The sequence below is a fragment of the Corynebacterium sp. CCM 9203 genome, from assembly GCF_041357675.1.
Lineage (GTDB): Bacteria > Actinomycetota > Actinomycetes > Mycobacteriales > Mycobacteriaceae > Corynebacterium.
In genome coordinates this window covers 138217-153512 of the sequence record NZ_JAUERY010000001.1, presented here as the reverse complement: position 1 = coordinate 153512, position 15296 = coordinate 138217, and the positions used below count along the sequence as shown (strand labels likewise).

The 15296-nt window shown below is 60.6% G+C and carries 13 protein-coding genes; 10 read left to right on the top strand and 3 right to left on the bottom strand.

Annotated features, from left to right (window positions below):
• Positions 1-39: 39 nt before the first annotated feature.
• Together cobT and QWU44_RS00670 are read left to right on the top strand one after the other, a co-directional pair.
• Positions 40-1083, top strand: a complete 1044-nt coding sequence (gene cobT, locus QWU44_RS00675) for a nicotinate-nucleotide--dimethylbenzimidazole phosphoribosyltransferase (RefSeq protein ID WP_370913793.1) — start codon at positions 40-42, stop codon at positions 1081-1083.
• Between the two features lie 2 nt (positions 1084-1085).
• A complete protein-coding gene (locus tag QWU44_RS00670) occupies positions 1086-1937 on the top strand; it encodes an adenosylcobinamide-GDP ribazoletransferase (RefSeq protein WP_370913792.1) in 852 nt (283 codons plus the stop codon).
• A gap of 115 nt (positions 1938-2052) precedes the next feature.
• Here the strand turns inward: QWU44_RS00670 and QWU44_RS00665 are convergent, their stop codons facing one another.
• Positions 2053-3168, bottom strand: coding sequence for a branched-chain amino acid aminotransferase (locus QWU44_RS00665; RefSeq protein ID WP_370913791.1), 1116 nt, complete (start codon positions 3166-3168; stop codon positions 2053-2055).
• A gap of 182 nt (positions 3169-3350) precedes the next feature.
• Here QWU44_RS00665 and QWU44_RS00660 point away from each other — a divergent pair, with 182 nt between their 5' ends.
• Positions 3351-4844 (top strand): leucyl aminopeptidase, encoded by a 1494-nt coding sequence (locus QWU44_RS00660; RefSeq protein WP_370913790.1) that lies wholly within the window; start codon positions 3351-3353, stop codon positions 4842-4844.
• A gap of 77 nt (positions 4845-4921) precedes the next feature.
• Here QWU44_RS00660 and QWU44_RS00655 read toward each other — a convergent pair whose 3' ends face one another.
• Positions 4922-5317 (bottom strand): oxidoreductase, encoded by a 396-nt coding sequence (locus QWU44_RS00655; protein ID WP_370913789.1) that lies wholly within the window; start codon positions 5315-5317, stop codon positions 4922-4924.
• Between the two features lie 126 nt (positions 5318-5443).
• Here QWU44_RS00655 and sucB point away from each other — a divergent pair, with 126 nt between their 5' ends.
• The 6 genes from sucB (at position 5444) to QWU44_RS00625 (ending at position 13079) form a co-directional block, all read left to right on the top strand.
• Positions 5444-7546: a 2-oxoglutarate dehydrogenase, E2 component, dihydrolipoamide succinyltransferase gene (gene sucB / locus QWU44_RS00650; protein WP_370913788.1), complete on the top strand. Its 2103-nt coding sequence runs from the start codon at positions 5444-5446 to the stop codon at positions 7544-7546.
• Positions 7547-7794: 248 nt separating this feature from the next.
• Complete coding sequence (locus QWU44_RS00645) at positions 7795-8400, top strand: TetR/AcrR family transcriptional regulator (RefSeq protein ID WP_370913787.1); 606 nt, start codon at positions 7795-7797, stop codon at positions 8398-8400.
• Between the two features lie 41 nt (positions 8401-8441).
• A complete protein-coding gene (lipB, locus tag QWU44_RS00640) occupies positions 8442-9221 on the top strand; it encodes a lipoyl(octanoyl) transferase LipB (protein WP_370913786.1) in 780 nt (259 codons plus the stop codon).
• A gap of 44 nt (positions 9222-9265) precedes the next feature.
• A complete protein-coding gene (lipA, locus tag QWU44_RS00635) occupies positions 9266-10333 on the top strand; it encodes a lipoyl synthase (RefSeq protein ID WP_370913785.1) in 1068 nt (355 codons plus the stop codon).
• Between the two features lie 55 nt (positions 10334-10388).
• Positions 10389-11162 carry a DUF4191 domain-containing protein gene (locus QWU44_RS00630; RefSeq protein ID WP_370913784.1) on the top strand — a complete coding sequence of 258 codons (774 nt, stop codon included), beginning with the start codon at positions 10389-10391 and terminating at the stop codon, positions 11160-11162.
• A gap of 297 nt (positions 11163-11459) precedes the next feature.
• Positions 11460-13079, top strand: a complete 1620-nt coding sequence (locus QWU44_RS00625; RefSeq protein WP_370913783.1) for an aspartate:alanine exchanger family transporter — start codon at positions 11460-11462, stop codon at positions 13077-13079.
• A 70-nt stretch (positions 13080-13149) separates the two neighbouring features.
• On the opposite strand, the gene QWU44_RS00620 is transcribed toward QWU44_RS00625, so the two are convergent.
• Positions 13150-13626, bottom strand: coding sequence for an RDD family protein (locus QWU44_RS00620; RefSeq protein WP_370913782.1), 477 nt, complete (start codon positions 13624-13626; stop codon positions 13150-13152).
• Positions 13627-13836: 210 nt separating this feature from the next.
• Between QWU44_RS00620 and glnA the strand changes: the two genes are divergently transcribed.
• A complete protein-coding gene (glnA, locus tag QWU44_RS00615; RefSeq protein ID WP_370913781.1) occupies positions 13837-15273 on the top strand; it encodes a type I glutamate--ammonia ligase in 1437 nt (478 codons plus the stop codon).
• Positions 15274-15296: the final 23 nt, after the last annotated feature.

The window sequence follows — 15296 nt, the reverse complement described above, 5'->3', positions numbered from 1 at the left end:
TCAGCTCTCACCCGAATTTTGATCGAAGGAGACAGCTCCATGACCGATGCCGATCTGTTCCCAGCCGTTACATCTCCCGATGCGGGGGCTTACCGGGCATCTGTCGCACACCAACTCACGCTCACGAAACCCGCCGGTTCCCTCGGTCGAATCGAAGAGATCGGCGCGTGGCTCTCAGCATGTCAGGGATCTTGTCCCCCAGTCCCCCTCACTGACCCGTCTATCGTTGTCTTCGCAGGCGATCACGGGGTTGCCAGGTACGGCGTCTCGGCTTACCCGGCGGAGGTCTCGCTCCAGATGGCACGGAACATCGACGAGGTCGGCGGCGCGGGCGTGAATGTCCTTGCCCGTGCTGCGGGCGCCCGAGTCAGGGTTGCCGACATCTCCCTCGATCACGATGCCGACGGGCCGGATCGCGTTCGTCGGGGGAGCGGAGCCATCAATGTCGAGGATGCGATGACCGCCGACGAGACGTCACGGGCAATCGAGGTCGGGAGGACCATCGCCGACCGGGAAATTGACTCGGGCGCTGACCTCCTCATCGCGGGCGACCTCGGCATAGGGAACACCACACCTGCATCCGTCCTGATTGGACTGGCTACGGGTACGGAACCGGTAGTTGTCGTCGGTCGTGGTAGCGGTATCGACGATGAGGGATGGAAACGGAAGACCACGGCCGTCCGGGACGCTATGTTCCGCGCAAGGAACCTCGTGCATGATCCCGTGGCCGTGCTCCGCACAGTGTCTTCTCCCGACATAACCGCGTTGGCTGCGTTCCTTGCGCAAGCCGCGGTACGGCGTACCCCTGTGATTCTCGACGGCGTCGTGGTGACGTCCGCGGCACTGTGGGCGGAGCGTCTCGCCCCCGGAGCCTCAGAATGGTGGCTCGCCGGCCACCGCAGTGCCGAGCCCGCACACGGCATCGCCCTCGAACATCTGGGGAAACAGCCGATCATCGAACTTCAGATGCGCCTGGGTGAAGGCTCAGGCGCAGCCGCTGCCTTACCACTCGTGAAAGTCGCCGTCGACGTGATGCGTGATATGACAACGTTCGAATCAGCCGGTGTGTCCGGGGCGAACTAACGGTGTCCGGTAAAGCCGCCGAAACCACCGGCGAACACGGCCCGGCGATCACTGAGGGGCTGTCTACGGTACTGAGCTGGTTAACCGTGCTTCCTTTCCGGGGAGCCACAGTCTTCGACAGGATCACCGGGCGCAGGGCGATGGCTGTACTACCAGTCCCCGGGCTGGTCCTCGGGGCCGCCGCAGTCCTCATCTGCTCCGTAGCCGAGGTAGTGGGGTTCGGCCCCTTAGTGACCGCGATGCTCTGTGTTGTGTCTTGGGCTCTACTGACCCGCATGATGCACATCGACGGTCTCGCGGATGTCGGCGACGCGCTGGGTTCCTACGCCGCCCCGGAACGCGCACGGGAAATCATCTCGGACCGGTACACCGGTGCTCTCGGTGTCACGGCGGTCGTACTGACCGTAGGGGTACAGGTGGTTGCGTTGTCCGACCTGATCACCTCATATTCAGGTGTAAACGGACTGCTCCTTGTCGCGGTGGTGCCCGCTCTCGCCAGAATGGCGGCGATGGTCGGATGCAGCCGACTGTTCCGGCCCTTTTCCAGAACCGGCTTCGGTGCCCTGATCATCGGCACCGTACCGCTCCGATGGATCGCTCTCTGGTGGATATCCATCAGCGGACTTGTCGGTGGTACGGGTGCACTCATCCTGCCGAGTGGAGATGTTCTTCCCGAGGTCGTCACAGGGGTTGCATTCGCCGGGTTCGTTGCCGTGATCTTCGCGTTGGCGGTGGCAGGACATCTCGCGCGCAGACTGGGTGGCCTCAACGGGGACTGCATCGGGGCGTTGATAGAGATGTCCACTGCAGTGGTTACGTTGGCCCTGCTCACTGCCGTCCATTGCCGTATCTGACCAACCTGAACATCACGCCCTCCGGTGCATGGGAAGAAGCGGGCCCCCAGATCGCACAGGAAGGAGGCCCGGTCCACTCATCGACGGGTGAAAAGCGCAGAATCACCCGGCTCCATCACTCGACCAGCGTGTACAACCATCCGTGGGTGTCCTCGATCTCACCCTTCTGGATTCCGGTGAGGATCTCACGCAGTTTCATCGTGATCTCGCCGGACTCTCCACCTGCGATGTCAAAGTCTCCCTGATTGCTCTTCACGTGACCAACTGGCGTGATCACCGCCGCTGTGCCGCAAGCGAACACCTCTCTCAACCGTCCGGAAGCGGCATCTGAACGCCACTGTTCGGTGGAGATGCGGACCTCCTCGGTCCTGAACCCCTGGTCCTTCGCGACCTGGAGCAGCGAACGGCGGGTGACACCCGGTAAAAGCGAACCGGAGAGTGCTGGTGTGGCGACGGTGATTTCACCGGGTCCTGCGTCGCCGTCACCGTAGACGAAGAACAGGTTCATCCCCCCCATTTCCTCGACGTAGGAATGCTCGATCGCATCCAACCAGACGACCTGGTCACATCCCTTCTCCGCAGCCTGAGCCTGAGCTTTCAGGGAAGCAGCGTAGTTTCCCGCAAACTTGGCGGCACCGGTTCCCCCGGGGCAGGCCCGCACGAAATCCTCGCACAGCCAGACGGAGACGGGGTTGACTCCGCCACGGAAGTAGGCGCCGGCAGGTGACGCAATGACCGCATAGGTGTAACTGTTCGACGGATGCACCCCGAGTGTGCTCTCGGTCGCGATCATGAACGGTCGCAGGTAAAGCGCTTCCTCCCCACCCGCTGTGGGAACCCAGTCACGGTCGATGTCCACGAGCTGCCGTACCGATTCCACGAAAACGTCGACAGGAAGCTCCGGCATGGCCATACGGGCCGCGGACTGCTGGAGGCGCTCTGCGTTTGCATGGGGACGGAAACTACGAATGGATCCATCGGCATGACGGTAGGCTTTGAGGCCCTCGAAGATGGCCTGACCATAGTGCAGCACCGAGGTGGAGGGATCAAGGCTCAGCGGTCCGTAAGGGCGTACTCGTGCGTCATGCCACCCCTTCTCAGCGGTCCACTCGATGGTGACCATGTGGTCGGTGAAGGAGCGTCCGAAACCGGGATCTGCGAGGATCTCTGTTCGTCGTTCGGCACTGGTCGGGTTCTCGTTCCGGGTCACTTCGAATGTCAGGGAGCTCATGCGGATCAGGTTACACCTCCCCGATCCGGGAACCGGTTGTGTTCCGACGTCCCCTTATCGAGCGATGTTCCCCCGGTCAGGCTAGGCTTGTTCGCGTGCCCGGGACGGATCGTGGTACTCAGATTCATTCCGGGTTCTCGGCCATCACCGTCCGACGAAGTTATCTCTGGAGGATTATCACTGTGTCTGCCACTTTCACACTTCCGGCCCGAGGCAGTGTCCCTGCCCTCAGCCTCGCGAAGAAACTCCCCGATGACACCGACGCATTGCTCGTCGCGGTATTCGAGGGGAACGAGGGGCTCGAACTCGCTGCAACAGGCATGTTCGATGATGAGGTAGAAATCGCCGTGTGGCAGCAACTGGTTTCAGTCGGTGCCACAGGGGCCAAAGAAGAGGTCACCCGGGTACCTGGGCTCAAGGCGACCGGGGTCGGCACGGTTGTCGCGGTGGGGCTGGGAAATTCGGATGAGCTTGATGATGACCGTCTACGCCGGGCAGCCGGTGTCGCCGCCCGCGAGTTGCGGGGGTTCACGACGGTGGCGACCACGATCGGTGCGTTCGGCCTGCGGCCCGCTGTCGAGGGAATCGCCCTCGGCGCGTACGAGTACCGCGGGTTGAAGACCGATGAGGCCCCCGCAAAGAAGCGGACGGTCGGTGAGGTTGTCTTTCTCGGCGGCGACAAAAAGGAGTTCGTCAGGGCGCAGATCACCGTGGAAGCGGTGGTATTCGCCCGCGACCTGGTGAACACCCCGTCCTCTCACCTCTACCCGGAGTCCTACGCCGAGATCGCGGCGCGTGAAGCCCGAGAACACGGAATCAAGGTCGAGGTTCTCGATGATGAACGCCTGTTGAAGGACGGGTATGGCGGCATCACCGCCGTGGGCCGAGGATCCGCCAGGAAGCCCCGTCTCCTCCGCCTCTCCTGGAACCCACGCAAGGCCTCGAAGTCCGTTGCGCTGGTAGGCAAGGGAATCACCTTCGACACTGGCGGAATCTCCATCAAACCCGCCTCGAACATGGATCACATGATCTCGGACATGGGTGGTTCCGCAGCCGTCATCGCCTCAATCATCGCCGCGGCGCGCCTCAATCTGCGGGTGAACGTGACCGCCACGGTTCCGTTGGCAGAGAACATGCCCGGTGGCGACTCCTACCGACCGGGAGATGTGATCACCCACTACGGCGGAACAACATCGGAGATCTTGAATACCGATGCCGAAGGACGGCTGATCCTGGCCGACGCGATCGCCCGTGCTTGTGAGGATGATCCGGACTATCTCATCGAAACTGCGACCCTCACGGGCGCACAATTGGTTGCCCTCGGTGTGCGAACGTCCGGCGTGATGGGATCCGAAGAATTCCGGGACCGGATCGCCGCGCACGGTCGGGCTGTGGGTGAGGACGCCTGGGCGATGCCCATCCCGGAGGACGTCGCCGAAGGAATGAAGTCCTCGGTTGCCGATCTCCGTAACGTCAATCCCTCCAGGTTTGGCGGCATGCTCGGTGCCGCCCATTATCTGAGTGCTTTTGTTACCGAAGGTGTCGAATGGGTTCACATCGACGTGGCCGGGCCAGCGTTCAACACCGGTGGAGTCTGGGGGTACACGCCGAAGCGCGCCACAGGTGTGCCGGTACGCACCATCGTGGATGCACTCACCGCGATCGCCTCGGAATGACCGTCTAGTTCTTACCGAGCAGGAAACCGGTTTCCGACCGATGGTCCGGAAGCCGGTTTCCTGTCTTAGGAGCCGTGTCAGGGACGCGGAGTTTCACCTCGTTCAAATCTCGCGCGACGCTCCTGCTGCTCACGACGTTTACGAAGTAGGCGCTCCCGCTCGATACGTTCGCGCATACGCTGCGGATAGCCGGTTTCCTCCACGTCATAGATGGGAACACCGAGTCGCCGCGCGACCACGTCAATACCTTTCGGCCCACCGATACTGCGGCGGATAAAGTCACCGTCGCCATCCACGAGAACCACTGACATCTCGTTGACCACCGTCTCCGGTTCGACGAAACCTTCGACGAGGGCCCTACCCCCATTCCACTCCATGAGGTCAGCGAGATCGTCCTCCCGGATCGTATCCCCGGGGGCCCTCGGGGGTTTCAGGCCCGGTTTCGACTTGCTGCGACCGAATATGTTGAACACAATCAACGATTGTAGGGGGAAAATCTGATTCTCTGTGGGGCGAAGGCCACACCTGGCGGGTCGAACCGGTACTCTCAAGGTACTAAGAGCTTTACCCGACACGACGTTTTTGAGGAGTCTGACACAATGGCGTTCTCTGTAGAGATGCCCGAACTTGGTGAATCCGTCACCGAGGGCACAATCACCCGCTGGCTCAAGGAAGTCGGTGACACGGTCGAAACCGACGAGCCGTTGCTGGAGGTCTCCACAGACAAGGTCGACACCGAGATCCCGTCCCCGGTTTCCGGTGTACTGACCAAGATCCTCGCAGAAGAGGACGAGACGGTCGATGTCGGTGCGGTCATCGCCGAGATCGGCGATTCCGCTGATACGGCTGACGATTCCGACTCTGATTCCTCCGATGAGGGCGGTGAATCCGCACAGGAATCGGATACTTCCAATGAATCCGAAGAAAAGGATTCCGCGGATTCGACATCCGCGAAGAAGAGCGGTTCCGGTGAGTCGACCGATGTCGAGATGCCCGAACTCGGCGAATCAGTCACCGAGGGCACAATCACCCGCTGGCTGAAATCTGTCGGCGATACCGTCGAGGTCGACGAGGCACTCCTCGAAGTCTCCACAGATAAGGTCGACACCGAGGTTCCCTCCCCCGTCGCAGGCACCATCCTGGAAATCCTCGCGGAGGAAGACGATACCGTCGACGTCGGCGCGGTCATCGTCCGAATCGGAGACGAATCCACGTCCAGTGACGATCCGGACGATTCCGACGGCGAGGTTCCCTCCGAAGAGGAGATCCGGGCATCCGAGGAGAAAAACGAGGATGACACGGTCGAGGAAGCCGCTGATACATCCGGTTCCGGTGAGTCGACCGATGTCGAGATGCCCGAACTCGGCGAATCAGTCACCGAGGGCACAATCACCCGCTGGCTGAAATCTGTCGGCGATACCGTCGAGGTCGACGAGGCACTCCTCGAAGTCTCCACAGATAAGGTCGACACCGAGGTTCCCTCCCCCGTCGCAGGCACCATCCTGGAAATCCTCGCGGAGGAAGACGATACCGTCGACGTCGGCGCGGTCATCGTCCGAATCGGAGACAAATCCGCAAAGCCTGCCGAGGCCCCGGAATCGAAGCCGGAAAAGAAGGCTGAACCAGAAAAGAAGGCCGAGCCGGAGAAGAAGGCCGAGCCGGAGAAGAAGGCCGAACCCAAGCAAGAGAAGGCTGCAGAAAAGATGACCGAGCCGGAGAAGAAGCCCGAGCCCAAGCAAGAGAAGGGAGCGGAGAAAAAGACCTCCGACAATGGTTCCGTACCGTATGTAACTCCGCTTGTCCGTAAACTTGCAGACAAGCACGGGGTTGATCTCACCTCGATCAAGGGTACTGGCGTCGGTGGGCGAATTCGTAAACAGGACGTTCTCGCCGCCGCGAACGGTGGAGAACAGTCAACAACCACTGCTCCAGAGAAGGCTTCCCGGGCCTCGACGAAGTCGGTCGACCCGGAGAAGGCGAAGTTGCGTGGAACCACGCAACGGGTGAACCGGATCCGTGAGATCACCGCGAAGAAGACCCTCGAGTCCCTTCATTCGGCCGCCCAACTGACGCAGGTCCACGAGGTCGACATGACCAAGGTGGCCGAACTGCGCAAGGCCAACAAGGTCGCTTTCCAGGAGAAGCATGGTGTCAATCTGACGTACCTCCCGTTCTTCGCGAAGGCGATGATCGAGGCCCTCGTCTCCCACCCGAACGTCAACGCGAGCTACAACGCCAAGACCAAGGAAATGACGTACCACGAGGACGTCAACCTCGGCATCGCCGTGGATACCCCGCGTGGGCTGCTCTCACCGGTCATCCACAAGGCGCAGGACATGTCGATCGCAGAAATCTCCAAGGCAATCGCGGATATCGCTCAGCGTGCCCGCGACAACAAGCTCAAGCCGAGCGATCTGACCGGTGGAACATTCACCATCACGAACATCGGTTCCGAAGGTGCCCTCACCGACACCCCGATCCTGGTCCCGCCGCAGGCTGCGATGGTCGGAACGGGTGCCATTGTGAAGCGTCCGGTCGTGGTCACCGATGACGGTGTCGACGCCATCGCCGTCCGTCAGATGGTGTTCCTCCCAATGACGTACGACCACCAGGTCATCGATGGTGCCGATGCAGGACGTTTCATGACGACTGTCCGAGACCGCCTCGAGAAGGCTGACTTCGTGGAGGATCTGGACCTCTAGCTCCGTACATTCCATGCTGATGCCCGTTGACCGCCTCCGGCGAGTGACGGGCATCAGCCTTTCCGGCTTTCTTAACAGCGACTGTTCAGTATTCCGCTGACGGCAACTCCAGCCCCAAATATGTGGTTCGTCTGGACCTGGATACAGATTCACCTGTCGCTCACGGGGTGCTGCCCGGTGGCTTCGTTCACCGGGCTGGGGCTTCGTTCCTGCGGCCACATTACGTCAACAGTGATACATTTAGGGGCGTGAATATCTCCGCCCCCACACTCCCCTCACGCACTGCGCGAGCCGAGCAAATCATAGCCACCGCCCGGGACATGACGGAATCCGAAGGGTGGGATGCCCTGACCATGAGAGGCCTCGCGGAGCGGATCGGCATTAAAGCCCCGTCACTCTACAAGCACACATCCAACAAGGATGAACTCCGTGCGATGCTCACTATCGATGCGATAGCGATTATCGGTGAAATGTTGTGGGCGACACGTGACGAGAATGGCCATTTCCATCTGGCGGATCTCATGTCCGCATTTCGGGAGGTGGCTACCGCTCAGCCGGAGCTCTACCGACTGGTTGCCAGTGGCACCACCACCTGTGAGACCCTCCAGTCAGATCCATGGCGCCGGTTACTTCAGGAGATGCAGGAGTGGGCGGGTAGCCCTGTCACAATGATCGCGGACAACGAACTTGTCGCGACAACCCTCTGGTCTGCAGCCCACGGAATCGCGTGCATGGAAACGGATAACCGTTACCCCGACGCCTCCTTCGCCGACACTGTCTGGGAAACTCTGGTCAGTACATTCGAACCCTACTGCCGTCAACAACGTACGAACGTACTCCCCTTCTGCCCCTAATTCCCTGCCAGCATTCCAGTGGTTGTACTGTTGAATCCACTATGAGTGCCCCGCGTCCTCCATTCACACCAGCAGATTCCCCAATCCGAAATTTGAGTGTCCCGCTCGTGGTCCGAGAGCTCGGCGAGGTGGACTATCGCCGGATGTGGAATGAACAGGCCGAGATAGCGAGCGCCCGCGCTGCGGATGAGATATCGGACCAGCTCCTTATGTTGACTCATCCGTCGACTTACACGGCCGGGAAGCGAACACAGCCGTCGGATCGTCCCACCAATGGGGTACCGTGTGTGGATGTTGACCGGGGTGGCCGCATCACCTGGCACGGTCCTGGACAGCTCGTGTGTTATCCCATCATCAAGCTGACAGAGCCTATCGACGTCGTGGACTACGTCAGGCGGGTCGAGGAAGCGCTGATCCAGGTTGTCCGGCAGGTCGGACTCACCGGCGCGGGCCGGATCGAGGGGCGTTCCGGGGTCTGGCTACCATCTGACGGGGATCAACCGGACAGGAAGGTGGCGGCTCTCGGGATCCGAGTGACTCGTGGGGTAACGATGCACGGGCTCGCGCTCAACTGCTGCAACACACTCGAATACTACGAACACATCGTCCCGTGCGGAATCTCAGACGCAGGAGTCACGACGCTCTCCGTGGAACTGAACCGCACCGTGACCCCTGATGAGATGATCTCCCCACTCGCGTCCGCATTGGACGAAACACTCTCCGGCAGACTCACGGTGGCCGAGCACACCATCGGTTCTGCGCCGGACCCGTGTGCGGTTCCACCCGCTCCGGGCATCCGGGGTGGATCAGCAGAGCACTGACTGCTCTTTTCACCGTGCGGACTCCCCCGGGTAGGGTGGGGGCCGTGACTGTAGCACCAGAAGGACGCAAGCTGCTGCGGGTTGAGGCCCGTAACGCTCAGACCCCGATCGAGACCAAGCCGCGCTGGATCCGTACCACCGCCAAAACCGGTCCCGAATTCAAGGACATGAAGAAACGGGTGGCCGGAGCCTCCCTGCACACTGTGTGTCAGGAGGCGGGCTGCCCGAATCTGCATGAGTGCTGGGAATCCCGGGAGGCAACCTTCCTCATCGGTGGGTCGCAGTGTTCGCGCAGATGTGACTTCTGCCAGATCTCCTCCGGAAAACCGGAACCACTCGACCGGGATGAACCCCGCCGGGTGGCGGAATCAATCCGTGAGATGAAGCTCAATTATGCGACGATCACAGGCGTCACCCGCGATGATCTCCCGGACGAGGGTGCCTGGCTCTACGCGGAGGTCGTGCGGAAGATCCACGAGCTCAATCCAAATACCGGTGTCGAGAACCTCACCCCAGATTTTTCCGGAAAACCCGACCTCCTCCAGGAGGTATTCGAAGCCCGGCCAGAGGTCTTTGCGCACAACGTCGAAACAGTTCCCAGGATCTTCAAGAGGATCCGGCCCGCATTCCGTTACGACCGTTCGCTTGAGGTGATACGGCAGGCTCGAGACTTCGGTCTCGTGACCAAGTCCAACCTGATTCTCGGCATGGGTGAAACATACGAGGAGATCACCCAGGCGATGCACGATCTGCATGATGCAGGTTGTGACATCCTGACGATCACCCAGTATCTGCGGCCCGGACCCATGTACCACCCCATTGAGCGGTGGGTGAAACCGGAGGAGTTCCTTGAGCATGCTGAGGCAGCCAAGGAGATGGGCTTCACAGGTGTCATGTCCGGGCCACTCGTCCGCTCCTCCTACCGCGCCGGTAGGCTCTACGCCCAGACAATCGAAGCGCGCGGTGAAAAACTCCCTGAGAATCTCGCGCATCTGAAGGATACGACCGAGGGCACCACCGCTCAGGAGGCATCAAGCCTCATCAGCAAGTATGGAGCATCTCAGGACACTCCGGTGCAGAGTTTCGCCCCGTTCCAGCGCACTGGTTGCTGACCGGGGCCGGGGTCGGTGAACGCCTTCTCATCTGCCATCACCTATTGTTGTGGTCATGGCAGATGAGAAGAAGGCGGCCGCCAAGGCCGCGATGAAGGAAGAGAAAGCCGCCAAGCGGGCTCAGCGTAAGCAGACCCGTGCCCAAATGTGGCAGGCATTCAACATGCTAAGGAAACAGGACAAAAAGTTCCTGCCTCTGGCAGTACTCGCCATCATCGGTCTCGGTGCACTCGGATTCCTCATCGGACTGCTCTGGGGTGGGCAGTGGTTTATGCTGCCCATTGGTCTCGTGTTCGGTGTTCTTGCCGCCCTCTGGCTGTTCACCAACCGTCTACAGAAGTCGGTCTACAGCCGGGCGGAAGGGCAGCCCGGGGCCGCTGGTTGGGCGCTGGAGAATCTGCGGAGTGGCGTTGGCATGGTCTGGAAGACCCACACCGCCGTTGCCGCGACACCCCAGATGGATGCTGTGCACCGCGTTGTCGGTGTCTGCGGCATCGTTCTCGTTGCTGAGGGAGATGCCCGCCGGGTGAAGCCTCTCGTCGCACAACAACGTCGTCGTCTACAGCGAATAGCCAGTCAGTATCCCGTGTATGAGATCTACGTCGGTGACGGTGAGGATGCTGTCCCAGTGGCCAAGCTACAGCGTGCCTTGGTCAGACTCCCCCGGAACATCAAGAAGAATGAGGTGCATTCGTTGTATGCCCGCCTCGAGGCGATGGATGCACAACAGGGTAACCCCGGGATTCCGAAGGGGCCGGTACCCAAGGGGGGCTCAGTGGCTGGATTGAGCCGACGCGCCCGCCGGGCCGCCGAACGGAAAAAGAAGTAGTTCTCTTCTTCCGGGCCGCTTTCGTACGAGACCGTACGAAAGCGGCTTTTCTGCTTCTCCGATGTGTCCCCCGGGCAACACCCGGACATTACTACCGCCCTCATCTAGGATAAGGTATCCAAAAAGTTCCCGCCGCACATTTCTGATTATGTCCGTTTTACCACCCCTCAATAACAACCCCTCACAAACACTATTCGCAGGGTAACTCCATTATGCGCCCCCACCTGCGACTTATTGTGATCATCCCCCTAGTGAACCTTGTTGCAAAACGGACATGACCGGGGGGATCATAGAGGTGTGCAACTACTCGTCGACAATCAACTCCTGGCCCTGCTCGTCATCATGTCGATCGGTTTGGTCTTCGGCCGACTCCGAATCGGTGGATTCAGCCTCGGTGTCGCCGCCGTACTTTTCGTCGGCATCGGGTTCTCCACCATCGAACCCGAGATCCAGCTCCCGCCGATCGTCTTCATCATCGGACTCTCACTCTTCGTCTACACGATCGGACTCGAAGCCGGACCCGGTTTCTTCCGTTCCATCCGGACCACCGGTATCCGGCACAACATCCTCGGAGTCGGAGCAATTCTCATCGTCGCTTTGATTGCTCTCGCCATCATCCCCATGCTCGGGATCGGTGGTGCATCAGGTGCCGGCATGTTCACCGGAGCGATGACCAACACCCCGGCCATGGCCGCGGTGGTGGATGCCGTCCCGGGGCTGGTCAGTGACCCGGCCGAGCTTGCAGCAGTCATCGAGCTACCGGTCGTGGCGTACTCATTGGCCTATCCGATCGGTGTTTTGGGTGTCATCCTGTCGGTAGCCATACTCGGCAAGGTATGGAAGATCGATCACGACAAGGAGGCACAGAAGGCTGGCGTCGCGCCACAGAAACTCATCACCCGCCGTGTCCGCGTCGAAAGGGAGGATCTCGCCGAGATCACGAACATCCGGAACCGCCTCCACCGCCAGATCATCGTGTCGCGGATTGAGCACAACGGTAGACTTTTTCTACCGGAGCTTGGTGACACGGCGAGCGTCGGGGATATCCTCTCCATCGTCGGAACGCCGGAAGAAGTTGAACTCGCGGCAGCGGAAATCGGTGAACTGCTCCCCGGGGATCCGACGCACGATGAACGTCTGGATTACCGCCGAATCTTCGTCTCCACCAGTTCCATGGTTGGGATTCCGCTCTCGAAGTTGAACCCCAGAATGCCCGGAATGCTCGTCACCCGCGTGCGCCGCGGCGATGTCGACATGGTCGCGACCCCCGACACAGTTCTCCAGTTGGGCGACCGGGTGCGTGTCGTCAGTACCCATGATCGGATTGATCAGGCTACCCGTCTTTTCGGAGACTCCTACAAGCGACTGTCTGACATCAACCTCCTCCCACTCCTCGCGGGGATGGCTATCGGCGTGCTCGTCGGGATGATCCCGATCCCACTCCCCGGTGGCATCACACTGCGGCTTGGAAGCGCTGGCGGTCCTCTCGTCGTGGCTCTGATCCTGGGATCCTACGGACGCACCGGACGGATCGTCTGGCAGGTTCCCTACGGCGCGAATCTCGCACTTCGGCAGTTCGGTATCACGCTGTTCCTCGCCGGTATCGGCACGACCGCAGGAGCTGGTTTCAAGGAAGCTCTCGGCGATCCCGCAACCTTGAAGATCATCGCGGGTGGCGCGATCCTGACCTTCACGCTGTCCCTGTTCACGTTGTTCATCGGGCACAAGGTCATGCGGATCCCCTTCGGCCAGACTGCGGGAATCGTCGCCGGCCTACAGACTCACCCCGCGGTGCTCAGCTATGTCTCCGATCAGACCCGAAATGAACTGCCATCCATGGGCTATACGACGGTGTACCCCATGGCGATGATGGCGAAGATCATCGCCGCTCAAGCGGTGCTGTTCATACTCTTGTAGGAAAGACGCAGCGGAAAACCTGGGAATGGCACGCCATTCCCAGGTTTTTTCTTGTGACACTGCAGGGCGTTCAGCCGAGGATCACCGCTGTGCCGGTAACCCGGTCATGGAGGCCTCTCCCGTCAGAATCAACAAGAACAGGGGGAAAAATGAATACGGTGAGAACGGCACGAACCAGAGCACGGAGGAACCCGACACGTTCCATGGGACGGTCGACACGAGCGACCCCCATCTTCATCATCGCCTGCCCCGGAGTGCGGGCAAAAAGGCTGACAGTTACAACGCTGATGATGAAGAACATCAGTAGCTCGACGGTAGCGAACCCCCCGAGTGCATCCGTCATCGAGGTGACAATGACCGTAGCCAGCATCGCGACGATCCAATCCAATGCAATCCCCCCGACACGGCGCATCACACTGGCCAGGGCACCATAGCCGTTTTCGGGGAGACCGAGCCGTTCCCCCGGCCATTTTGCGGGTGCGAGCGGATTCTCGTTCTGCGCGGGAATCTTCGGTCCATCCAGCCAACTGTGTCTTTCGCGTGCCATACCCCCAATCTAGCGTCCGAACAGTGCCACTGCGCACACGGCGTGGGTTATGGTCACGCGACAGAAACTGGGTACAGTGTTGGGTATATGTGAATAGGTTCCGCATCGGCGGCCGCGCGCGGTCACTGGTCCGGCTCCCTTCATGTGAGAGATCATCCGAGACGATCATGCATCCGGCCACCCCGAACCGGCCCGCTATTAGGAGTCACCGTGGCATTTGAAACCACAGAAGACGTCACCAAGTTCATCGCCGACGAGAATATCGAGTTCGTCGACATCCGATTCACCGATGTTCCGGGAATTGAGCAGCACTTCACAATTCCCGCGTCCATGTTCGATGAGGATGCGGTCGAGGAGGGGCTCGCGTTCGACGGTTCCTCCGTCCGCGGATTCACCACGATCGATGAATCCGACATGAATCTGCTTCCGGATCTCGCCACCGCGGTGGTTGATCCGTTCCGGAAGGCGAAGACCCTCAACATGAAGTTCTTCGTGCACGATCCATTCACCCGCGAGCCGTTCTCCCGCGATCCGCGCAACGTCGCCCGCAAGGCGGAGGAATACCTCACCTCCACCGGTATCGCCGACACGTGTTTCTTCGGCGCCGAAGCCGAGTTCTACATCTTCGACAAGGTGTCCTACGCCACTGATACCAATTCTGGGTTCTACCACCTCGATTCTGTCGAGGGCTGGTGGAACCGCGGCGAGGAGGAAAACCTCGACGGCTCCCCCAACCTCGGATACAAGACCCGCATGAAGGGCGGTTACTTCCCCGTCGCTCCATACGACCACGCTCAAGATCTCCGCGACGACATGTGCCGCAATCTGGCGAAGTGTGGTTTCTCATTGGAGCGCGCGCACCATGAGGTCGGTACCGGCGGACAGCAGGAGATCAACTACCGGTTCAACACTCTCCTGCACGCAGCGGATGATCTCCAGAGCTTCAAGTACATCATCAAGAACACAGCCTTCCAGCAGGGCAAGTCGGTGACCTTCATGCCGAAGCCCATCGCCGGCGACAACGGCTCAGGGATGCACGCCCACCAGTCACTGTGGAAGGACGGCAAACCGCTGTTCCACGATGAGTCCGGGTACGCCGGTCTCTCAGACATGGCCCGCTACTACATCGGCGGTATCCTGCACCATGCTGGTGCCGTCCTCGCCTTCACGAACCCGACGCTGAACTCCTACCATCGTCTCGTGCCGGGTTTCGAGGCACCGATCAACCTCGTTTACTCGCAGCGCAACCGGTCCGCCGCCGTGCGCATCCCGATCACCGGATCCAACCCGAAGGCCAAGCGCATCGAATTCCGCGCACCGGACCCGTCCGGTAACCCCTATCTTGGCTTCGCCGCGATGATGCTCGCCGGTCTCGACGGCATCAAGAACCGCATCGAACCGCACGCGCCGGTTGACAAGGACCTCTACGAGCTTCCCCCGGAGGAGGCAGCCAGCATCCCGCAGGCGCCGACCTCCCTCGAGGCATCCCTGAAAGAGCTGGAGCGCGACCACGATTTCCTCACCGAGGGAGACGTGTTCACCGAGGACCTCATCGACACGTACATCAAGTTCAAGTACGACAACGAGATCACCCCGGTCCGCCTGCGCCCCACCCCGCAGGAGTTCGAGATGTACTACGACTGCTGACCGGATCTTGACCCTGTCCACCA